20 protein-coding genes are annotated in these 22,420 nt (G+C 61.2%); 18 read left to right on the forward strand and 2 right to left on the reverse strand.

The window, feature by feature from the left end; all coding sequences use genetic code 11:
* Positions 1–151 precede the first annotated feature (151 nt).
* From BMZ40_RS04730 to BMZ40_RS04805, 16 genes are all read left to right on the forward strand, one after another.
* Positions 152–712 carry a GAF domain-containing protein gene (locus BMZ40_RS04730; protein WP_092372970.1) on the forward strand — a complete coding sequence of 187 codons (561 nt, stop codon included), beginning with the start codon at positions 152–154 and terminating at the stop codon, positions 710–712.
* A gap of 10 nt (positions 713–722) precedes the next feature.
* Positions 723–1,742 carry a type I glyceraldehyde-3-phosphate dehydrogenase gene (gene gap / locus BMZ40_RS04735; protein ID WP_092372971.1) on the forward strand — a complete coding sequence of 340 codons (1,020 nt, stop codon included), beginning with the start codon at positions 723–725 and terminating at the stop codon, positions 1,740–1,742.
* A gap of 243 nt (positions 1,743–1,985) precedes the next feature.
* A complete protein-coding gene (gene dnaK, locus BMZ40_RS04740; RefSeq protein ID WP_092372972.1) occupies positions 1,986–3,893 on the forward strand; it encodes a molecular chaperone DnaK in 1,908 nt (635 codons plus the stop codon).
* Between the two features lie 136 nt (positions 3,894–4,029).
* A complete protein-coding gene (locus BMZ40_RS04745) occupies positions 4,030–5,964 on the forward strand; it encodes a type 1 periplasmic-binding domain-containing protein (protein WP_092372973.1) in 1,935 nt (644 codons plus the stop codon).
* Positions 5,965–5,966: 2 nt separating this feature from the next.
* Positions 5,967–6,251, forward strand: a complete 285-nt coding sequence (gene gatC, locus BMZ40_RS04750) for an Asp-tRNA(Asn)/Glu-tRNA(Gln) amidotransferase subunit GatC (RefSeq protein ID WP_092372974.1) — start codon at positions 5,967–5,969, stop codon at positions 6,249–6,251.
* Between the two features lie 41 nt (positions 6,252–6,292).
* Positions 6,293–7,759, forward strand: a complete 1,467-nt coding sequence (gene gatA / locus BMZ40_RS04755) for an Asp-tRNA(Asn)/Glu-tRNA(Gln) amidotransferase subunit GatA (RefSeq protein ID WP_092372975.1) — start codon at positions 6,293–6,295, stop codon at positions 7,757–7,759.
* Between the two features lie 30 nt (positions 7,760–7,789).
* On the forward strand, positions 7,790–8,833 hold the full coding sequence (gene mnmA / locus BMZ40_RS04760) for a tRNA 2-thiouridine(34) synthase MnmA (protein WP_092372976.1): 1,044 nt from the start codon (positions 7,790–7,792) through the stop codon (positions 8,831–8,833).
* A complete protein-coding gene (locus BMZ40_RS04765) occupies positions 8,823–10,112 on the forward strand; it encodes a MiaB/RimO family radical SAM methylthiotransferase (RefSeq protein WP_092372977.1) in 1,290 nt (429 codons plus the stop codon). Before mnmA ends, BMZ40_RS04765 begins: the two co-directional genes overlap by 11 nt.
* Positions 10,109–10,672 carry a DUF4416 family protein gene (locus BMZ40_RS04770; RefSeq protein ID WP_092372978.1) on the forward strand — a complete coding sequence of 188 codons (564 nt, stop codon included), beginning with the start codon at positions 10,109–10,111 and terminating at the stop codon, positions 10,670–10,672. Before BMZ40_RS04765 ends, BMZ40_RS04770 begins: the two co-directional genes overlap by 4 nt.
* Positions 10,657–11,538, forward strand: coding sequence for a YicC/YloC family endoribonuclease (locus BMZ40_RS04775; RefSeq protein WP_092372979.1), 882 nt, complete (start codon positions 10,657–10,659; stop codon positions 11,536–11,538). Before BMZ40_RS04770 ends, BMZ40_RS04775 begins: the two co-directional genes overlap by 16 nt.
* A 3-nt stretch (positions 11,539–11,541) precedes the next feature.
* Entirely contained in the window at positions 11,542–11,799 is a 258-nt protein-coding gene (locus tag BMZ40_RS04780) for a DUF370 domain-containing protein (RefSeq protein ID WP_028576869.1), read from the forward strand.
* Complete coding sequence (gene gmk, locus BMZ40_RS04785) at positions 11,792–12,439, forward strand: guanylate kinase (RefSeq protein WP_092372980.1); 648 nt, start codon at positions 11,792–11,794, stop codon at positions 12,437–12,439. Before BMZ40_RS04780 ends, gmk begins: the two co-directional genes overlap by 8 nt.
* Entirely contained in the window at positions 12,436–13,149 is a 714-nt protein-coding gene (pyrF, locus tag BMZ40_RS04790; protein ID WP_092372981.1) for an orotidine-5'-phosphate decarboxylase, read from the forward strand. The genes gmk and pyrF overlap by 4 nt, the downstream gene beginning before the upstream one ends.
* An 18-nt stretch (positions 13,150–13,167) precedes the next feature.
* Positions 13,168–13,953, forward strand: a complete 786-nt coding sequence (locus tag BMZ40_RS04795) for a tetratricopeptide repeat protein (RefSeq protein ID WP_092372982.1) — start codon at positions 13,168–13,170, stop codon at positions 13,951–13,953.
* A gap of 27 nt (positions 13,954–13,980) precedes the next feature.
* Complete coding sequence (locus BMZ40_RS04800; RefSeq protein WP_092372983.1) at positions 13,981–14,988, forward strand: LuxR C-terminal-related transcriptional regulator; 1,008 nt, start codon at positions 13,981–13,983, stop codon at positions 14,986–14,988.
* A gap of 90 nt (positions 14,989–15,078) precedes the next feature.
* Positions 15,079–15,624, forward strand: coding sequence for a hypothetical protein (locus BMZ40_RS04805; protein ID WP_092372984.1), 546 nt, complete (start codon positions 15,079–15,081; stop codon positions 15,622–15,624).
* A gap of 608 nt (positions 15,625–16,232) precedes the next feature.
* On the opposite strand, the gene BMZ40_RS04810 is transcribed toward BMZ40_RS04805, so the two are convergent.
* Entirely contained in the window at positions 16,233–17,327 is a 1,095-nt protein-coding gene (locus BMZ40_RS04810; RefSeq protein ID WP_092372985.1) for an SPL family radical SAM protein, read from the reverse strand.
* On the reverse strand, positions 17,324–18,301 hold the full coding sequence (locus BMZ40_RS04815; protein ID WP_092372986.1) for a ParB N-terminal domain-containing protein: 978 nt from the start codon (positions 18,299–18,301) through the stop codon (positions 17,324–17,326). Before BMZ40_RS04815 ends, BMZ40_RS04810 begins: the two co-directional genes overlap by 4 nt.
* Positions 18,302–18,569: 268 nt before the next feature.
* Here BMZ40_RS04815 and fusA point away from each other — a divergent pair, with 268 nt between their 5' ends.
* Complete coding sequence (fusA, locus tag BMZ40_RS04820) at positions 18,570–20,630, forward strand: elongation factor G (RefSeq protein ID WP_092372987.1); 2,061 nt, start codon at positions 18,570–18,572, stop codon at positions 20,628–20,630.
* Between the two features lie 132 nt (positions 20,631–20,762).
* On the forward strand, positions 20,763–22,415 hold the full coding sequence (locus BMZ40_RS04825; RefSeq protein ID WP_092372988.1) for a ribonuclease J: 1,653 nt from the start codon (positions 20,763–20,765) through the stop codon (positions 22,413–22,415).
* Positions 22,416–22,420: the final 5 nt, after the last annotated feature.

Below are 22,420 nucleotides of genomic sequence, written 5' to 3' on the forward strand. Positions count from 1 at the left end.
GCATGTGGAAAACTCAAGACACACGCGGAAAAAGTCACTCTTGTTTGATCATTCAATTCGCATTTTTATTCCAGAAGCGAAAAGGTGTTGTTCTCTTGCGCCTTCGTCATGTATGGCTTTCGCGAAGTTTTAGACATGAACGGAGGAAATCATGAGTAAAAAACGCCTCTACGAAATTATTTACGAAGTCAGTCGTACAGTGAACTCAAGCCTCGACCCGAGCGAGGTTTTGAGCCGGATCGCGGAACAGGTGACCCGGGCCATGGGCGTCAAGGGATGCTTCATCCGGCTCCTCGACCGCAGCGGCAAGGTCCTGAAGCCCGCAGCCTATTTTGGCCTGAGCGAACGCTACGCCAAAAAAGGCGTGGTCGAGGTGGCCAAGAGCGGCCTGGACCGCGAAGCCTTCACCGGCAAGGTGGTCCAGATTGCCGACGCAGGGTCCGACCCGCGCTTTCAATATGGCGACGAAGCGGCCAAGGAAGGGCTTGTTTCCGTGCTGGTGGCCCCGCTTTTCGTGGAAGGCAGCCGCCCCATCGGAGTGCTCAGGGTCTACACGGGTGAGCGCCGCGAGTTTGACGAGGAAGAGATCGGTTTTTTGCAGGCCATCGCCAACATTTCGGCCATCGCCATCGAAAACGCGCGCATGCACCAGACATTGAAGCGCCAGATGGAACTCATAAACGCTTACGACTACCAGGTTTTTGAAGACTAGGGAGCATCTTATGGAAAAAACACGAATAGGAATAAACGGCTTCGGACGCATCGGCAGGCAGGTGCTCAAGACCATCTGGCAACGCCACCGCGACACCCTGGAAGTCGTGGCCATCAACGACCTCTTCGACACCCAGACCAACGCCCACCTGCTCCGTCACGACACCTCCTACGGGCACTTCGCGGCTCCGGTGGAGGCAGACGCGGATACCATCCGGGTAGGCGGCGAATGGGAGATAAAGAGCTTCGCCCAGCGCGATCCCAAGCTCATCCCCTGGAAGTCGTGCGGCGTGGACATCGTCATCGAATCCACGGGCATTTTCCGCACCGGGCCCACAGCAGGGCAGCACCTTGAAAGCGGAGCCAAAAAGGTCATCATCACCGCGCCTTCCAAGGACGAGGATCTGACCGTGGTCATCGGCGTGAACGAGGACAAGTACGATCCGGCCATCCACCACATCGTCTCCAACGCCTCCTGCACGACCAACTGCCTGGCACCGGCGGTCAAGGTCATGCATGCCAAATTCGGCGTGGCCAAGGGCGTGCTGACCACGGTCCATGCCTATACAAACGACCAGCGCATCCTCGATCTGCCGCACAAGGATCTGCGCCGGGCCAGAGCCGCCGCCTGCAACATGATCCCGACCTCGACCGGCGCGGCCAAGGCCGTGGCCAAGGTCATCCCCGAGATGGCCGGGCGCTTTGACGGCTATTCGGTACGCGTGCCCGTGCCCGCAGTCTCCCTGGTGGATTTCGTGGCCGTACTCGAACGCGACACTACGGCCGAGGAACTGAAAGCCGCCTTCAAGGAAGCCTCCGAGAATGAACTCAAGGGCATACTCGGCTACGCCGAAGAGGCCCTGGTCTCCTCGGACTTCATCGCCGACCCGCACTCGGGCGTGGTGGACGCAGACTTCACCACGGTCCAGGCCGGGAACCTGGCCAAGGTGCTGATCTGGTACGACAACGAATGGGGCTATTCCTGCCGTGTGGCCGACCTGGCTCATCTCATGGCGCAAAAAGGCCTTTGATCCATCCGCCCTGAACGATCCGAATCAAGGCCCCTGCCGCGACACGCGGCAGGGGCCTTTTCACGCGTCGCCCACGCGCCCCTCGTCGCCCCCTTGAACATCGCTCCTAAAGCGCCCCCATTCTCGCCCGCGAACCCCTCAGTCCAAAAAAAATGCCTCCCCTGCCCTTTACAAGCAATTTTTAGGCGTTAATTTGTGCCCGATTTTTACATAATTATTTCAAATACCGCAGAGGAGACCACAATGGGTAAGATTATCGGAATAGATTTGGGTACGACCAACAGCTGTGTCTATGTCATGGAAGGCAAGGAAGCCAAATGCATCACCAATCCCGAAGGCGGGCGCACGACTCCTTCCATTGTTGCGTTCACCGATCAGGATCGTCTGGTGGGTGAGATCGCCAAGCGCCAGGCCGTCACCAACTCCGACAAGACCATTTTCGCGGTCAAGCGTCTCATGGGCCGCCAGATCGACGATCCCAAGCTCAAGAGCTGGATATCCAAGAGCCCCTACAAGATCGTGGCCGGAGCCAACAACGACGCCTACGTGGAAATCGGAGACAAGAAGTACAGCCCGGCCGAAATCTCCGCGCTCATCCTGCAGCGCCTGAAAAAGGACGCCGAGACCTACCTGGGCGAGACCGTGACCGAAGCGGTCATCACCGTCCCGGCCTATTTCAACGACTCCCAGCGTCAGGCCACCAAGGACGCCGGCCGCATCGCCGGCCTCGAAGTGAAGCGCATCATCAACGAACCCACCGCCGCCTCCCTGGCCTACGGCTCGGACAAGAAGGCCAACGAGAAGATCGCCGTGTTCGACCTCGGCGGCGGCACGTTTGACATCTCCATCCTCGAAGTGGGTGACAACGTCGTCGAAGTGCGCGCCACCAACGGCGACACATTCCTGGGCGGCGAGGATTTCGACCACGAAATCATCACCTACCTGGTCGATGAATTCAAAAAGGAGAACGGCATCGACCTCGCCAAGGACAAAATGGCTCTGCAGCGCCTGAAGGAAGCCGCCGAAAAGGCCAAGAAGGACCTGTCCTCCTCCATGGAGACGGACATCAACCTGCCCTTCATCACTGCCGACCAGAACGGTCCCAAGCACATGACCATGAAGCTGTCCCGCGCCAAGCTGGAATCCCTGTGCGAAGCGCTGGTGGGCCGCACCATCGAGCCCTGTCGCAAGGCCCTGGCCGACGCGGGCCTCAAGACCGGCGACATCAACGAAGTCATCCTGGTCGGCGGCATGACCCGCATGCCTCTGGTGCAGAAGAAGGTCGGCGAATTCTTCGGCAAGGAGCCCAACCGCAGCGTGAACCCCGATGAAGTCGTGGCCATGGGCGCGGCCATCCAGGGCGGCATCCTGGCCGGCGACGTGAAGGACGTGCTGCTCCTCGACGTGACCCCGCTGTCGCTGGGCATCGAGACCCTGGGCGGCGTGTTCACCAAGCTCATCGACCGCAACACGACCATCCCGACCCGCAAGAGCAACACCTTCACCACGGCCGCCGACAACCAGCCGTCCGTGTCCATTCACGTGCTGCAGGGCGAGCGTCCCATGTGCTCCGACAACATGACCCTGGGCCGCTTCGAGCTGACCGGCATCCCGGCCGCTCCCCGCGGTGTGCCGCAGGTCGAGGTCACCTTCGACATCGACGCCAACGGCATCGTCAACGTCTCGGCCAAGGATCTGGGCACGGGCAAGGAACAGTCCATCCGCATCACGGCCAGTAGCGGCCTGAGCGACACGGACATCGAACGTCTGGTCAAGGAAGCAGAAGCCAACGCCGAAGAGGACAAGAAGAAGCAGAAGCTCATCGAAGTCCGCAACAGCGCCGACACCCTGATCTACACCACGGAGAAATCCATCCGCGATCTGGGCGAGAACATCGACGCCGCCATGAAGGCGGACATCGAAGGCAAGGCCGAGGCCCTGAAGAGCGTCCTGCAGAGCGAAGACGTAGATGCCATCCAGAAATCCATGGACGAACTGGCCCAGGCCTCGCACAAGCTGGCCGAAAAGCTCTACGCCCAGAAGACCGACGCCGGAGCCCATGAAGGCCCGCAGGACGCCGGACAGGGCGGCGGCGCCAAAAACGACGACGAAGACGTGGTGGACGCCGACTACACGGAAGTGAAAAAGTAAGTACGGAGCACGACAAGCATTGGCTTGACACGGCAATTTGCCGGTCCCTATACTCCACGCCTGGCCCTTGACGGGGCCAGGCTTTTTTTTATTCAACCGGGACACCCCGTCAGACCCGTGTCAGGCTCCATACCTTATGAAAATCCGACCACTTTATTCCTGCCTCATCATCTTGGCCCTGATTTTCGGCTCCGCCTCCTGCGCCAAGAAAATCGTGTACTCGACTCCCGACGCAAAGTCCGCCTCCGGACTGCCCGGGCACAAGGCCGCGGACCCGCAAAAAGCACTCCAGCGTTACACCAAGTATCTGGAGACAAGCCGCGTGGGCGATCCCGGCCGCGGCGAGGCCTGGCGCAATACCGTCGGCAGCGCGGTGCAGCTCGGGGAATACGAGCTGGCGGAAAAGAACCTGCAGGCATGGCAGGCGGAAAACAAAACCGCCACGTCCTCCTGGGACTGGAACCAGGCCAACGCCCAGCTTCTCCTGGCACGCAAGGGCAAGGACGCCTATGTCGGCTACCTCATCGACCTCGCCGGCCGCACCGACCTTGACTGGACCACGCGCGAGGCGGCCGGAATGGAGCTTGTCGATCATTTCTGGGCCATCCCCGAATATGGGCTGGCCTTTGACACCATGGGCTTCATCTACAAGGCCGCACCCGACGACGCGACCCGTGGCGCGCTGGAAGCCGACGCCCTGCGCCGGGCGGAATCCCTGCCGGCAGATGAGCTGCGCAAGATCCTGGCCAGCGCCCTTGACGCCGACCCGAGCGCCTATCCCTGGTCCATGGTGGTCTGGGCGCGGAGCATGAAGCTTCTGACGCAGGACAGGGACAACTGGGCGGCCGTGTGGCCCAGCCTGTCCACCATCGTACGCGGCGGCGGTCTCGCCAACAGGGAGTTCTTTGCCGCCCAGCTGCGCGCCCTGGAACAGGAAATGGGCACGGTCAGGCAGAGCCTGGTCCTGCTCCTGCCCCTTTCCGGACCGTACGCGCAGGTGGGCTGGAAAATCGCCAAGGGCGCCGACACTGCCTGGCGCGAAAGCCGGGCCCAGACCGAGGCTCCGGCGATCAAGCTCATCAACACCGAATCTCCGACCTTTCTGGAGGAATTGCGCGCCGTGAGCGGCGTGCCCATCATCGGCGGCCCGCTGCGCAAGGAAATCTGGGGACAGATCCGTCTGGCGGGCCTGCACCGCACATCTAGATTCCTGACCTTCATGCCCAGCGTCGAGGACGAGGGCAAGGAGGCCTGGCGTTTCTTCAGCACCCCCGCCGACCAGGTCCGGGCCGTCATCCGGGGCTGCGAACAGCTGGGAATCACGTCTTATGCGATCCTGCATCCCCAGGACCGATTCGGCACCGCCATGACCGACATCTTTCGGGAACAGGCCGGAATTCTGGGTGCCCGCATTTCCACGATCAGAGGCTACGACATCCAGAACCCGCCGACCTGGGGCAAGGCCGTGGCCGCCATTCTGGGCGCCAGCGGAGCCAAGGACACCCTGAACCCCGAACCTCCCTTTCAGGCGGTTTTTCTGCCCGATTCCCTTTTCCGGGTGCAGCAGCTGGCCCCGCTTTTCCATTACTACGAAGAGACGCGGCTCATTTTCCTGGGGCCGCAACTCTGGGGCCAGAGTCTGAACGAGGCCAACCTGGAAACGCAATACTTCGATCTGACGCTCTTTCCCGGGGCCTGGAGCACCGACCTTACCTCGCAGAGCGCCCAGGGCCTGAAGCGCGGCATGGAAGAGGGCGGCGGGGAAGAGGCGGACATGTGGGCGGCGCTGGGCTACGACTTCGTGCGTTTTACCGCTCTGCTCGGAGGCGGCCAAAGCTCCGTCTCGGCCTTCAACCAGGCGCTGGCCGAGGCCGCCAGCCGCATGCCCTGGACCCTGGCGCCCATGCACTGGGACGCAGGCCAGGCCTCCCAGGACCTGTTCCTGTTCCAGCCGACACGCTCGGGTATGATCCGGGCGGACATGGAGAAGATCCGTCAGGCCAGGGAGCAAAGGCAGATCCGCCGCGAAGAACGCCGAATCCAACTTCAAAACAAGAAGCAGCAAGGATGAGCATGAAAATAAGCCCTGAAAAAGCCCTGGCCATCGCCAACCTGTCCCGGCTCGAAATCAGCCCCGAGCAGGCCGCCGGCCTCAGCGTCCAGATGGATGACATTCTTGGCTACATGGACAAACTGAATGAGCTGGACACCAGCAGTGTCGAACCCATGTACACCCCCGTCGAGCAGCCCGGCTTCCTGCGCGAGGATGAAGTCCGCAAGGATTTCGAGCGCACCGAAATCCTGCGCAACGCTCCCGAGACCGACGGCGAATACTTCATCGTACCGCGCATCGTCTGATCGACGGCGCATTTCAGAACAGCTCCAAGAGGAAATTTTTCATGTCACAGATTTTCCATCATTCCCTGACCGAGGTCCGCGATCTCCTGCGCGCAGGTGAAGTCACCGCCCAGGAGGCGACCGCCTCCTGCCTGGAGCGCATCGCCGCGACCGAGCCACGGCTTGAAGCCCTCCTGCACGTCTCCGGGGAAGAAGCCCTGAGCCAGGCCGAGGCCATGGACAAAAAGGGACCGGACGCAGCCAGACCCCTGTGGGGAGTGCCCGTCATCATAAAGGATGTCCTGGCTACCGTGGGCATGCCCACGACCTGCGGCTCCAAAATTCTCGAGAACTTCGTTCCGGTCTACGACGCCGACTGCGTGACCAGACTTAAAGACGCCGGGGCCATCATCCTGGGCAAGGCCAACATGGACGAATTCGCCATGGGCTCGTCCACGGAGAATTCCGCCTTCAAGGTCACCAAGAATCCCTGGGACACGGCGCGGGTTCCTGGCGGCTCCAGCGGCGGCTCTGCGGCCAGCGTGGCGGCCGGACAGTGTTTCGCCTCCATCGGCACGGACACGGGCGGCTCCATCCGCCAGCCCGCCAGCTTCTGTGGCATCGTGGGGCTGAAGCCCAGCTACGGCCGTGTTTCCCGCCGGGGCCTCATCGCCTACGGCTCCTCCCTGGACCAGGCCGGTCCCATGACCCGCACCGTGGCCGATGCGGCGGAAATCCTGCAGGTCATCGCCGGTCACGATCCCAAGGATTCGACCAGCGTCAACGCGCCGGTGCCCAATTATCTCGAAGCCCTGAGCCGGGGCGAATCCCTGAAGGGCCTGCGCCTGGGTTTGCCCGAGCAGTACTGGGGCGAAGGCCTCTCGGCCGAGGTGGACGCGGCCTGCCGAAGCGCCGTCGAACTTGCCAACGCCCTGGGCGCCGAGATAGTGCCCGTGTCGCTGCCGCACACCGAATACGCCATCGCCACCTACTACATCCTGGCCATGGCCGAAGCCAGCTCCAACCTGGCCCGCTTCGACGGGGTGCGCTACGGCCGCCGCAGCAGCCAGACCCAGGACCTTGCGACCATGTACACCCGCTCCCGCTCCGAAGGCTTCGGGGAAGAGGTCATGCGCCGCATCATGCTCGGCACCTACGTGCTCTCGGCCGGATACTACGACGCCTACTACAGGAAGGCAGCCCAGGTCCGGCGCCTGATCCGCCAGGATTTCCTGAACGCCCTCGGCCAGTGCGACCTGATCTGCGGTCCGGCCTGCCCGACCACGGCCTTCGCCATCGGAGAAAACACCTCCGATCCGCTGCAGATGTACCTGACGGACATCTTCACCATCTCCCTGAACCTGAGCGGATTGCCGGGGCTCTCCCTGCCCGTCGGGCTCGGGAAGGACACCGGCATGCCGGTCGGCCTGCAACTCTTCGCTGGCAACATGGAAGAAGCCAGCCTCTTGCGCGCAGCCCAGACTCTGGAAACGCATCTGCCAAAGCTGCCCGAACCGCCACTTGCTTAACCCGGGCCGGATCTTCCGGCCTTTTTTTACATGCACAAAACTGCGATCGCACTGAGCGGAGGGGCCGATTCCCTCATGAGCCTGCTTCTGCTCCGGGAAACCGGGGCCGAGGTCATGGGCGTGCACGCCCGTTTTCTGGGCGCGGACGACGAAGCCCTGCACGAACGGCTGCGCGGTCTGTGCGCCACCCTTTCCGTGCCCTTTCATCTGGTGGACCTGCGGCGTGAATTCGAGGAACTGGTCATCGCCCCTTTTGTACGCGCCTATCAGTCCGGGCTGACCCCCAACCCCTGCGCGACCTGCAATCCGGCCATAAAATTCGGCCTGCTGCTGGACAGGGCGCGGGAACTGGGCGCGGATCGGCTGGCCACGGGCCACTATGCCCGCCTGCTGCACACCACGCAGGGTCCGGCCCTGTACAGAGGGCTCGATGCGGACAAGGATCAGAGCTATTTTCTGTCCCGGGTGCCCCGGGAACGATTCGCACATGTCCTCTTTCCCCTGTCCGGCTGGACCAAGAACGCCGTGCGTCTGGCCCTGGCCGAGCGCGGCATGGAGCCCCCAGCCGGACGCGAAAGCCAGGAGGTGTGCTTCATTTCCGCCGATTACAGGGACTTTCTGCGGGAAAGAAACGTCCGGCTCGGCGGGCCCGGTCCCATCGCACTGGCCGACGGCACGGTCCTGGGGCGCCACGCGGGCCTTTGGAACCACACCCTCGGGCAACGCAAGGGCCTCGGCATCGCCTACAGCGAGCCCCTCTACGTGACGGGCAAGGACTTCGCGCGCAACCGACTCCTCGTCGGCCCCAAAGCAGAAGCCATGTCGTCCGGCTGTCGCACGGACATCCCCAACCTGCTCCTGCCGCCCGAACTCTGGCCCCATGAGGTTCTCGTGCAGACCATCTACCGCCAGCGCCCCGAACCGGCGCACGTGACCGTGGATCAATCGGGCATGACCATCGCCTTCCCCGGGCCGCGGGCCATTCCCACCCCCGGACAGGTGGCTGCCGTGTATTCGCCGGAAGGACAGGTCCTGGCCGGCGGCGTGATCCAGGAGGCAATCCATGCGGCGTGAACCCGGACAGCTATTTTTTCTGACCACCCAGGGATGCAAGGTCAATCAGTACGAATCCCAGGCCATCCGCGAAGCTCTTGTCACGGACGGACTGATGGAAACCCACGACCCGGCCCTGGCCGACATCGTGCTCATCAACAGCTGCGCCGTGACCGAACGCGCAGTGCTCGATCTGGCCAAGCTGGTCCGGAGCCTCGCCTCGGCCAATCCCAAGCCGTGGATTGTCGTTATGGGCTGCGCCGTTGAGGCCGACCGGGAACGCATCCTGGCCATGGACGCCGTCGACGAGATCATCGCCCAGAAAGACAAAACCCGCCTTGGCAGCCCGGACCAGCCTCAAGCCCCCTTTCCCGCACTGGCCATCTCCGGCTACAACCGCGCCCGGGGCGTAATCAAAGTCCAGGACGGCTGCTCCCACGGCTGCACCTATTGCATCATCCCCACCACGCGCGGACGCTCCGTCAGCCGCCCTTCCGAAGAGATCATAAGCGAAGCGTCGCGCCTGCTTGACTCCGGCATCCGCGAAATATCCCTGTGCGGCATCAACCTGCGCCACTACGGCCGGGATCTGCCCGCAAAAGAGGATTTCTGGGATCTTCTGGCTGCGGTGGACCAGGCCCTGTCCCCCCGCTGGGCAGGCCGGGCCCGGCTGCGGCTTGGTTCCCTGGAACCGGGCGACCTGAACGCCAAGGCGCTCTCCACCCTGGCGCAAAGCCGCCTCATGACTCCGCACCTGCACATCTCCCTGCAGAGCGGCAGCCCGGAAGTGCTGCGGCGCATGGGCAGGGGGCACTACGGACCGGAACAGATATTCGATTTTCTGCAAGACCTGAGCGAGATCTGGCCGGTCTTCGGCCTGGGCGCGGACCTCATCGCGGGCTTTCCCGGCGAAACGCAGGCGCACGCGGACGAAACCATGGATGTCGTGCAGCGTTTGCCCCTCTCCTACGCTCACGTCTTCCCCTATTCCGAGCGCCCGGGCACCCCGGCCGTGCTCTTCAAGGGCTCCGTGCCCGGCCACATCCGCCGGGAAAGAGCCAAGACCCTACGCCAGGCGGTGGCCCGCAAACGCGCTGATTTTCTGCTCGAACTGCTCAAACTCCCGGCCATGGACGTGGCCCTGGAAGACGGCGGCACGGGCATGAACGAATTCTACGTCGAGTGCTCGGTCAGCGACGCCCCCTCCCGGGCCCGGGAGCTTTTGCGCGTAGTCCCTACGGGATTGACCTCTTCGGGACTAACAGCCAAGCTTGCCCAAGAGCAACGGGAGGGCGCATGAGCATCCCGGCGTCGCCCCTTCCGGGCCGCGCCTTCCTGTCCGTGCTGAGCGCCCGCCGTGACGAGGTCTGGCCGGAGCTTCGCCCCTGCCTTGAAGAGATCATGGGCCGCATCGATTACGAGTCGCAGCCCATCCCCTTCAACCGGACCAGCTATTACGATTCGGAGCTGGGAACGCCCATTTTCCGTTACATCCTGTCCTTTGAACGCCCCCTGCCCCTCGACGGTCTGGCCGAGATCAAGCTGGGCACCAACAGGCTGGAGACTCGATGGGCTCATGACGGCAGGAGGCTTTTCAACCTCGACCCGGGCTACGTCACCCAGGAACGTCTGGTCCTGGCCACGGGCAAGAATTTCACGCACCGGGTGTACCTGTCATCGGGAATCTGGGCCGATCTGACTCTCATCTTTCAACAGGGAGACTGGTGTGACCTCCCCTGGACCTTCCCGGACTACGCCGCGCCCGAGGTCAAGAAGCACCTGACCCGCATCCGGGACATGTACAGGGAATCCCTCAAGCATTTAACATCATCAGAGGATATGCCATGCCCAAGAGTATGACCGGCTACGGCCGTGCCAGCGCCCAGGAAGAAGGTTGGAACCTGTCCTGGGAAATCCGCAGTCTCAACAACCGCCACCTGGACCTGAAATGGAAGATTCCACCGACCCTCTACGCCCACCAGAAAACCTGGGAGAACGAGGTTCGCACCATTGCCAACCGTGGCGGAGTGGAGCTTTTTCTCGGACTCAAGATCAACAATCCCGAGTTGCAGTCCTTAAGCCTGGACAGGACCATGGCGGCCTCCATGCTGCAGGAGCTTAAGCGCCTGGCCGCATCGATGGAGGTCCCGCATACACCGGACCTGAACCGACTGCTGAACATCCCCTCCCTCTGGAAGGACTCCGGCAGCATCGACAACCCGCAACTCATTGAAAGCCTCACCGAGACCCTGAAGAAGGCCCTGGAAGACTGGGACGAAACGCGGGTCCGGGAAGGGCTTGCTCTGGAGGAGGATCTGCGAGTGCGCTTTGCGCGCCTGACCGTGCTGGTGGAGGAAATCCGGGTCCTCGCGGCCCAGACCGCGCCGGAACGATTTGCCCTGCTGCAGGAACGGGTCGCCAAGCTGCTCCTCGACAGCGGTGCCCAGATAGATCCGGACCGCATGCTGCAGGAACTGGCCACCATCTCCGACCGGGTCGATGTGTCCGAGGAGCTGACGCGTCTTGAGATTCATCTCAAGGGCATCGACGGATACTTCAACCAGACCGAACCCGTGGGCCGCAAACTCGATTTCATGGTCCAGGAGTGCTTCCGCGAGATCAACACCTGCGGCAACAAGAGCCAGAACACGAGCATCAGCCAGCTGGTGGTGACCTTCAAGGCCGAACTCGAAAAATGCAGAGAGCAGATCCAGAATCTGGAGTAGGCAGTGGAAAAGAAAAAACTCCTGAACATCGGCTTCGGCAACGCCGTGGTCATGAACCGGGTGGTGGCCATCGTCGGCCCGACCTCCTCCCCCATGCGACGCCTGCGGGAGGAGGCCAAACAGGCCGGACGGCTCATCGACGCGACGCAGGGCCGCAAAACCCGCTCGCTGATCATCACCGATTCGAACCACTGCATCCTGTCCGCCATCCAGCCCGAAACAATCAGTCAACGCTTCACCGCTGGAGGCAGTGATGAATAGCACAAGCACCCATCCCCCACAAACCAACGTGGGCATGATGCTCGTCATCAGCGCCCCTTCGGGCACGGGAAAAAGCACCCTCATCCGGCGCCTGACCGCTGAATTCAGCGCCTTCACCTTTTCCGTGTCCTGCACCACCCGCGCCCCCCGCCCGGGCGAGGTCGACGGCCGGGAATATCATTTCCTGACCCGCGAGGAGTTCGAACTCCGCCGGGACGAGAACTTTTTCGCCGAATGGGCCGAAGTCCACGGCAACCTCTACGGCACCCCGAGGCAGACCACCATGGACCTGCTGGCCAACGGACGCGACGTCATCTTCGACATCGACGTGCAGGGCGCGCGCCAGATCAAGAACAACATGGGGCAGGGCTGCTACGTGTTCGTCTTCCCACCGTCACGCGAAGCTCTGGAGGCGCGCCTGAACGGGCGGGGCACGGACAGCGAGGCCACCATCATCCGCCGCCTGGCCGCCGCCCGGGACGAAATCGCGGACAGCCGGTGGTTCGACCACTGGATCGTGAACGACAATCTGAACCTGGCTTACGAGCAACTGCGCGCCATCTATGTGGCCGAGAAAACCAAACCGGCCTACCAGGAATCGTGGCAAGCCGCCCTGATCCGTCAATGGGGGATCTCATGAAAACCTCACCGGCCCTGGTCGTGGCCCTGGATTTTCCCGAGACGGCCCAGGCCCTGTCCCTGGCTTCCCGCCTGCAAGGCGTCGTGCCATGGGTCAAGGTCGGCCTGGAACTGTACCTGAGTGCAGGGCAGGAACTGATCGCCCAGCTCAAGGATATGGGATTTCAGGTTTTTCTCGATCTCAAGTTCATGGACATCCCCAACACCGTGCAGGCGGCCACGGCCCAGGCCACGCGCATGGGCGCGGACATGCTGACCATCCACGCACTTGGCGGACGCGCCATGTGCGAAGCAGCGGCGGCAGGCCGGGACCAAGGCCTTGCGCCAGGACAGGCACCGCCCAGCATCCTGGCCGTGACGCTCTTGACCAGCCTTGGGCCAAAAGATCTGGCCTGGAACCCGGACGCCACCGATGAGAATCTGCGTGATCTGACCGTTCACCTGGCGCGAAGCGCCCAAAACTGGAAACTCGACGGCGTGGTCTGTTCAGGCAGGGAAGTTCGTGTTATACGTCAGGCATGTGGAGCATATTTTCAGCTTCTCACTCCCGGAATTCGCCTGCCCGACGCCGACTCCGGAGATCAGTCCCGTGTCTGCACGCCGGCTCAGGCAGCCCTTGACGGCAGCGACTACCTTGTCGTCGGCCGACCGATCACCCGGTCGGACAACCCTGTGCAGGCGGCTCGGGACTATTTGAAGACAATAACATAATTTCTGCGGGGGACGCCCATGTCGGAAACCGAGAATCAACGCGCACGGATCAAGGGGGTTTTTTCCTCCGAAAAAATTGCCAAGGTCGGTGCGGGTGCGACCGTCCGCAAAACCACGCAAACCATGTACTGGTTTGCCGAGGAAGATGACCAGGGCGTGATCACCATTCAGCCTCTGAATCCGAACTACGTCCCCTCGGGTCCCAAGCAGGAAATCCCGAAAGAAGAATTCCTTGAGCAGTACTCACCCGAACCCGAGTTCTATTCAAGCAAGGTTTATCCAAGCATCCGCAAACTCAATCAGACCATCGCCAAAGCCGAACGGTTCCGGGTCAACGGCGAGACCTACAGCGCGGAATACGAATTCGGCAACGCCCTGCGCGTCGATGAAGAAAACATCAGGGCCAATTTCGGTCTGGGCCTGACCTATCTGGACCGGGGAGAAACGGGCAAGGCCGACAACATCTTCCAGCGTCTGATCAAGATGGAGGCGACCTTCGAGGCCGAGCACAAACATCTCTTCAATGATTTCGGCATCAGCCTGCGCAAAAATGAAATGTACGAACAGGCCACGGAGTACTATTCCAAAGCGCTGGAACTTTCCCCGGCCGACGAGAACCTGCATTACAACATGGCCCGGGCCTGCTTCGCCAAGGCCGACATCCAAAAAACCATCGAACATCTGCGCACGGCCCTGCGCCTCAATAATAATTTGGAAATTGCCAAGAAATTCCTAGAGTATCTCAAGAAAAACAATCTGTTGCCGCAAGACATCTCCGCCGCGGAAGTAAAAGTATCGGACTAAAACGTTGCGAAGCCGCACGGAGGAAACATGAACAACAGTACGGCGTCTAAAAAGGATAATCGACGCGGAATTGAACGTTTTTCCATGAGCATCCCCTCGAAAGTGAGCTCGATCATGCATGATTATTCGGACCAGGAGCTGGCGACGACAAACATTTCCGCCGGCGGGGTCTTTTTTGAAACCGGGCAGACATATCCCGCCGGCACGGCAGTGACACTCAACATCTCCCTTGATTTCGGCGGCATGAAAGCAGGCCAGCCGCAAGCCAGATTTCGGGTCGAGGGAACAGTGGTGCGCTCGGAAAAGAGCGGCATGGCCATCGCCTTCGATCCTACCAAAGTCACCTCCATTCGCGTCAACACCGGCAAAAAACCCGGCCAGGCAGGACCGGCCATGCTCGGAATCGTCGGAGAAGATCCGCTCCTGAACGACCTTCTGGCAGCCAGACTCAGCCAGGAAACCGGCGTAAGCTGCAGCCACTCCCCCTCGCTGCCCAAAATTCTTGAAACCGCCCGGCCCGACCTGACCCTCCTCGATTGCACCGGCATGTCCATGGAAGAACTCCTGCAGGCGGCAAACGGCGAGGACTCACCGTTCATGTCCACGTCCGTGGCCCTCTTCAACGTCCCCGAAGACCGCTCCCTCGAACTTGAAGCCATCAATTCCGGCATTCGCGGCATTTTTTACCGCAACTCCCCGTTCAGGCTCATGGTCAAAGGCGTGAGCGCCATGCTCGAAAACGAGCTCTGGTTCTCCCGCGAGGCCATGTCCGCGTTTCTGCTCGGCAAGCAGAACCGCCCCGCCGAATTGATCGCCCCAGAAGACGGACAGGCGGAACTGAGCCAGCGAGAACAGGAAATTCTGCTCATGCTCGCCGCCGGCGCGACCAACAAGGATATCGCGCAAAAGCTTTTCCTGAGCCTCAACACCGTCAAATCGCACATCTACAACATCTACAAGAAAATCGACGTGCCCAACCGTCTGCAAGCCTCGCTGTGGGCGGCCAGACACCTTGGAGCAAGAGAAAATCCTTGAGTTTCACGCGCAAGTATATCAAGGACCAATCCACGCCAAGGCCCCGACGTCCGGCTTCCCAGACACCCTAGACCACAGGTTTCAGTACCCATGAAGACTTTGTCCATCACGCAACTGCCGGTGCAGCCGGAGTTCGATTTCCCCACGTTTCTTTTCCTGTCCCAGATCGACGAACTCGGCCCGCGCGATATGATCGCCGTGCTCGACGTTTGGGAGAAATGGCTGCCCCTACTCAAGGTCTACAAGCTCGGCGACCGCAAGGAGCATGTGGTTGTGTTTCTTGAAAGCGAGGTGGAGGATCAGGTTGACGAAATCTGGAAGCAGTCCCCTTCCGAGGGATTCAAGCACGAGGCCATCGCCCAGACCATGATCATGGGAACCTTGAAGGCGTTGATGCCCGAGCTTGGAGAAAAACAGTGCGCGCCGGTTCCCGAACCGACCAAGCCCCTGTGCCGTACGCTTGAAAAAATCGGCCTGAACCTTCAGGATTCAGGGGCCCTGGACCGCAAATACGCGACCATCACCCCCTACCCCCACCGCTATGGATGTGAACGCTGCCATCTTAAGGACAGCTGCATAAAGAACATGAATCTGGATCTGGGCGGCATCATGAAGCCACAACCCAAGGCGGAATGATTTTTTTTAGTTTCGACGACTCGGCAAGGTCCGATAATCGAGGGTCCATCCAACCTGCTGGGCTTCCCCTATCCCGGAGGCCCTTTCCCCCTCTTCACCAAAAAAGCACCTTGCATCAGCGCCTCAAGGCACGGTGTCGTCATGGTCTTGAGGCGCGTCGGCTGTCTGACGGAGTCTGGCATCGTTTGTTGAATCGTTGCCTGGCGTACTGACCAAAATTTTCCGCCCTGCACGCAACGATTCAACTCTACGAGGCCCGCGAAGGAGTTCCGGCGGGCCTCAAGGCCATGGCGACACCGGGCCGCAGTCCGTCAATTAAAAAAACAACCCAAACAACGCCTCACTCTTCACCAAAAAAACACCTTCCATCACCGTCTCAAGGCACGGTGTCGTCATGGTCTTGAGGCGCGTCGGCTGTCTGACTGAGCCAGGCATCGTTTGTTGAATCGTTGCCGGGCGTACTGATCGAAATTTTCCGCCCTGCACGCAACGATTCAACTCTACGAGGCCCGCGAAGGAGTTCCGGCGGGCCTCAAGGCCATGGCGACACCGGGCCGCAGTCCGCCAACCAAAAACCACCCAGCCTGCCCCCCCCCGACCCTTTCCCCCTATTCGCCAAAAGCCTGCGCCATCAGATGCCGGTAAAGCCCCCCCAGATCCGCCGGTGTCCGACCAAATACGGCCTGCCAAACCTCGTCCGACTCCATGCAAAGATACAGCTGCCGATCAAGCCCGCCCCGGCGCAACGCGTCGGCCAGAAAACGGAACTGCTCGACCCGCAAGGGACGCAGCAGGCGCTGTTTACCGTCGATGCCGGTTATGAACTCTCCGTGAATGTAGCCTGACCCGGGAAAATTCTCGATGATGCAGCGCTTGAGGTCCGGCATGTGCCGAAAGGAGCCCATACTTACATAGGCGATCTCTTCGGGACGCAGATGGTCGAAGATCATCTCGGCGGTACGGGCATAGCCTTCCTGCCAGCCGGAAAAATGGATCATGGGGTCAAAATGCAGGCAGACCCGAAAACCTTCCCGGGCGCAGGTCCTCGCCGCTGCGAGGCGCTCTTCCAGGCTCGCGCACTCGCCCTGTTCCTCATGGTCGGCGATGGCCGGCGCGTTCATGGACCAGGCCGGCAGAACCCGGGACGGATCGCGCACCACGTCCATCCAGGACAGGTCCACGACCTTGGATTTGAGTTCAAGGCAGACTTGCGGATAGCTCCCCAGGAACTCGATCAGGTCCCGGCTGTAGCCGGTCAGGGCTTCAAGAACCAGGGAATCGGTGAACTCCCCGGTGCCGACCCGATAGCGGCGATCCGGGTTTGCGCTGAAGGCCTGGTCAAGCTCACGCCACAGATCATCCTGGTTGGCCCAGACCTTGAGCACGCGATCCTGAAAATAGGCTTGCAGGATGCAATACGAGCAGCGCAGCGGACAATTCTCGCCGATGTGCACGATCTGGTACCCGCAACAGCGATAATGACTGGTGCCGGGACAATGACGCAAAAAACGCCCCCGGTACCGTTTCAGATAAAGAATGTCTTCGCGCGCCAGCCCGGAAGAAAGGGCTTCGCCCTCGGCCAGCACTTCCGCCGTCAGGTGGGGCAGCTTCTGGCGCACGCGCTGCGCCACGGGGGAATCGGCCACGGCCGCATCGACCACTACCCGGCTGATGCCCTGCAGATAGGTGGGCAGCGTCTTCATTTGCCACCCAGCGGAAAAAGGCTGTCCAGATCTTCACGGGCCGCGATACGGGCAAGTTCGGCGCTGACGGCACGCAGCCCGTCCGGGCTCGTCAGACGCACGCTCAGTTCCACCGCGTTGCTCTCGAACACGTCCGGCTGCACAATCCTCCAGCGCGTTCCGGCCGAAACCCGGCGGACGGTGTCGATAAAATCGCGCTCCATGTCCGACAACACCGGGTAGCGCCGCAGGCGGATTTCATGGAGAATGCGGGTCATGGCATCTTTGGGCGAGAGCCCGGCAGCCAGAATCTCCCTCAGGCCCGCGTCCTCCAGCACCTGCGCCACGGAAACACCGTCGCGGGCGCGGATTTCGCGAATCCAGGTCAACACGTTGACCGCGTTCCCGCGCGACCAGGAGAGCGTTGCAAAAAGTGCCTCAAGGGCTTCAAGGTCATCGGCGGCAAAGGCTTCCAGAACGTCCGCACAGGCCAGGGGGACAGCCCCCGCGACCAGAAGCGCATCCCAGCGCGCAGGTAGCGTCAGCCAGGAACGGATCAGGCGCAGCCGCTTGGAGCGAGCCTCGATACCGAGCGTCTCCAGAACCCGCTCCATGTTCACGTCCGGCAGGGCGTTGAAATAGCGCAGGGCCAGGACGAGCTGCCCGTCTGACAACTCCGCTCCGGCGTTGGACTGTACATAGGCCAATCCTCTGTCCTCGGCGCTCAGGAGCCCCAGATCCATGCACAGAATTTCGCGGTCAAGCTCCGCCAGGGCGACCACCCGGGCCGCGCCCGCAACGAGCACGGGCCGCGCGCCTTTGCCATCGACCAGCACAGGCACAAGTTGTCCATGATCCTTCAGACTGCGGTAGAGGGCCGGGGAGGGCGGATTGGACCAGAAAAGCCAGGCCCCATCGGCATCCATATCCTCGGCGCGGCAGCGCAGAAGCGCGGCGCATGCAGGATCCCGGGGCAGTGTGTCGACCGTATTCATGATTTTCTCTCAAAGATTTTGAAGAATTACGCAGTGCTTAAAATCCCATTGCCCTTGACAACTTCCAAGCCCCCTCCCTATAGGGGTATTTCTTGAAAAAGTTCAGGATCGCAGACGGGTTACAAGCACCCAGAGGTTATAGAGCGTGGGACTTTCATCCAATTTCTTCTCTTTTGCAAGCGAATTCCCGTCCTTCATCCCGAAAGACAGGAACGATCTTATACCCTGTAGCCATATGGTTGCGTAATACTTTGCATAAGGGGGCTGTATGCAGGATCAACTTCAAAAACAGAGGACTTTCGCCCTGATAGGGCATGGAGGAACCGGAAAGACTTCAGTGGCCGAAATGCTGCTGTTCGCTGCCGGTTCCATCACCAGGCTGGGCAAGATCGACGAGGGCTCGACGGTTCTCGACTACGAACCCGAAGAAACCAAACGCAGGGGCAGTATTCAACCCGGCTTTGCACAGCTCCCCTGGAAGAAGAACCTGAATTTCCTTATCGACACGCCCGGCGACAACAACTTCATAGGCGATCTCCCTTATCTCTTGCAGGGCGCGGACAACGTGGTCCTGGTCATCGACGCCATCGACGGGGTCAAGCCGCTGACCAAGAAGATCTGGTCCGAAGCCGTCAAGGCCTCGCTGCCTGCCATGGTCTTCATCAACAAGATGGATCGTGAACGCGCAAATTTCCAGATGGCCTATCAAGGCCTGATCGACGTCCTGGGCATGAAGCCCGTCCTCCTTTTTCTACCCATCGGCAGCGAAGCCGACTTTCGGGGAATGGTCGATGTCCTGGCCGACAAGGCCTACGCCTTCGATGAGAATGGCGGTCTAACTCCCATCGACATGCCCGAAGACCTGGCCGACGAAGTCACCATGACGCGTGAAATCGCCATCGAGAACATCGCCGAAAGTAGCGAAGAACTGATGGAGAAATACCTGGAGGAAGGCTCGCTCACGGACGAAGAGATGGCCACCGGTCTGCGCGCGGGCATCGCCGCACGCATGCTGGTCCCGGTCTGCGTGGGTGCCGCCATGCAGAACAAGGGCGCGGTCACGCTCCTGGACACCATCCAGAATCTCATGACCTCACCGCTTGAGCACGAGCCCTGGCTCGACGCCGATGGCAACGAACGCCCGTCGAGCCCTGACGCCCCGTTTGCCGCCTTTGTCTTCAAGACCATCGCCGACCCCTTCGCCGGGCAGCTCTCCGTGCTGCGCGTGCTCTCCGGCGTGCTCTCCCCCGACGCCGTCGTCCTCAACGCAACCAAGGACGAAAAGGAAAAGATCGGCCAGATCCTGTTTCTGGAAGGCAAAAAGCAGACGCCCTGCAAGCAGGAAGTCGGCCCCGGAGCCATCGTGGCCGTGGCCAAGCTCAAGAACACGGCCACCGGCGACACCCTGTGCGCAGAAAAGGCCCCCTTCATCCTGCCCAAACCGGCCTTGAGCCCATCCATCATTTCCTATGCCCTGGCCGCCGAGGAAAAAGGCGAGGAAGACAAGGTTTTCGCGGCGGTCCAGAAGCTGCTGGACGAAGACATCAACCTGCATCTGGTCCGCAACGATGAGACCGGCGACATGCTACTTACCGGCATGGGACAGCTGCACATCGAACTGGCCGTGGAAAAGGTCAGACGCCGCTACAAGACAAACATCATCCTGAAGACCCCCAAGATCCCCTACCGCGAGACCATCAAGGGCAAGGCCCAGGTCCAGGGCCGACACAAAAAGCAGTCCGGCGGACGCGGCCAGTTCGGCGACTGCTGGATCCGCATGGAGCCCAACGCCCGCAGCGCGGGCTACGAGTTCCTGGACGAGATCGTCGGCGGCTCCATCCCGCGCAACTACATCCCGGCGGTGGACAAGGGCGTCCAGGAAGCGGCGGCGCGCGGATTTCTGGCCGGTTATCCCTTGGTCGATTTCAAGGTGGCGGTTTACGACGGCTCCTACCACAACGTGGACTCCTCGGAAATGGCGTTCAAGATCGCGGGTTCGCTGGCCTTCAAGAAAGCCGTCGAGATGTGCAACCCGATCCTGCTCGAACCCATCATGCTCGCGGCCGTCTTCATTCCGGACGAGTTCATGGGCGACGTCATCGGCGACCTCTCCAGCAGGCGTGGCCGGGTCCTTGGCTCCGATTCCATCGGCGGCGTGACCGAAGTCAAGGCTCACGTGCCCATGGCCGAAATGATGAAATACGCCCCGGACCTGCGCTCCATGACCGGCGGTCAGGGCACCTTCACCATGGAATTCGCCCATTACGAGGAGTGCCCACCCAACGTGGCCGAACAGGTCATCGCCGACAGCAAGAAGGAAGAAGATTAATCCCGTCTTCCACACAAAAAAGGCCGCTTCACTGCGGCCTTTTTTTTGGTCTTGTCCTTGGGCGCCACTTCCCTTAGTTTCCGTCAGGATGCGCAAGCATCACATAACACCTCAACATACCGGAGCCTCTTAATGCCCGAATCGCACGTGACCCTGACCCCTCTTGGCGGGCTGGGAGAAATCGGCATGAACTGCATGGCCCTGGAGACCGAGCAGAGCATGATCCTGGTGGACTGCGGGCTCATGTTTCCGGATGTCATCCTCTATGGAGTAGATGTGGTCATCCCCCGCATGGACTTCATCGTCAGCCGCAAGCACAAATTGAAGGGTATCTTTCTGACCCACGGGCATGAAGACCATATCGGAGCGCTGGCCTGGCTTGTTCCCTACCTGCAGGAGGTTCCCCTCTACGGTTCGGAGTTCACCCTGCGCCTGGCTCTGAAACGCCTGCAGGAGCGCAATCTCGACTCCCACGTGAAGCTGCACCCGGTGCGCGCCCGGGAGCGGGTCGACCTGGGCGAGTTCGCCGTGACCTTCATGCCGGTCTGCCACAGCATCATCGAAGGCTTTGGCCTTGGCATCGAAACTCCGGCCGGACGCATCGTGCACACCGGGGATTTCAAGATCGATCGCAATCCCCAGGGCGCGCACGCCACCGATCTTGAAGCCTTCAGAAAATTCTCGGACGACGGCGTGTTGCTCCTGCTCTCCGACTCGACCAACGTGGAGCGGGAAGGCTTCTCCCTGACCGAACAGGAAATTCAGGACTCCCTGGACGAGGTCTTTGCCGATGCCAAGGGCCGTATCCTGGTGACCCTGTTCGCCACGCACATCCAGCGCATGCAGGAAATTTTCGACCTTGCCGCCAAGCATGGCCGCAAGGTGGCCTTCACGGGCCGCAGTCTGGTCACCAACATCGAGGTCGCCAAGGATCTCGGGCATCTGCGCTTCAACCGCGAAAACTCGTGCGACATGGAAGAGCTGGCCTACCTTGACGACAGCCGGATCGTGATCCTGCTGACCGGCTCCCAGGGCGAGCCCCTCTCGGCCCTGAGCCGCGTGGCCAGGAGCGAGCACCGACAGATCAATATCCACAAGGGCGACACCGTGGTCATGTCCTCGCGCTTCATCCCGGGCAACACCAGGGCCATCACCCGCGTCATCAACGATCTCTACCGGCACGGCGCGAGCGTCCTCTACGAGAAGGTGCAGGCCATCCACGCCTCGGGCCACGCCCACCAGGAAGAGCTCAAGATCATGCTCGACACGGTCCGGCCCAAGTTCTTCGTGCCCGTGCACGGCGAATACCGCCACCTCTTCAAGCACGCCGAGCTGGCCGTTTCGCGCGGCATCGCCCCGGAACGCGCATTGATCCTGGAGAACGGTCAGCCCGTGACCCTTTCGCCCTCAGGCATCCGCCTGGAGGAGGCGGTCTTCGCCGAGTCCATCCTCGTCGACGGCAAGGGCGTGGGCGACGTTGGGCAGAGCGTGCTCAAGGAACGCCAGATCCTGGGTGGGGAAGGGCTTGTCATCGTGCTCCTGGTGCAGGACGAATTCGGGACCATCGTTTTCGGCCCCAGCATCCAGTCCAAGGGCTTCATATTCGAGCAGCATTTCTCCCACATCCTTGAAGATGCCAAGTGCATCATACTTGATGTAATGGAAGGCAATCCCGGCTGCGAGGCCTACAAGTTGGAAGAGAAGATCAGGTCCTCCCTGCGCCGCTTTTTCCGCAAGGTCCTGGAACGCGACCCCATTGTCATTCCCCTCATCGCCCGGGTGTAGTTTTT

The organism is Desulfomicrobium apsheronum (genome assembly GCF_900114115.1).
In the GTDB taxonomy this organism is placed as follows: Bacteria; Desulfobacterota; Desulfovibrionia; order Desulfovibrionales; family Desulfomicrobiaceae; genus Desulfomicrobium; species Desulfomicrobium apsheronum.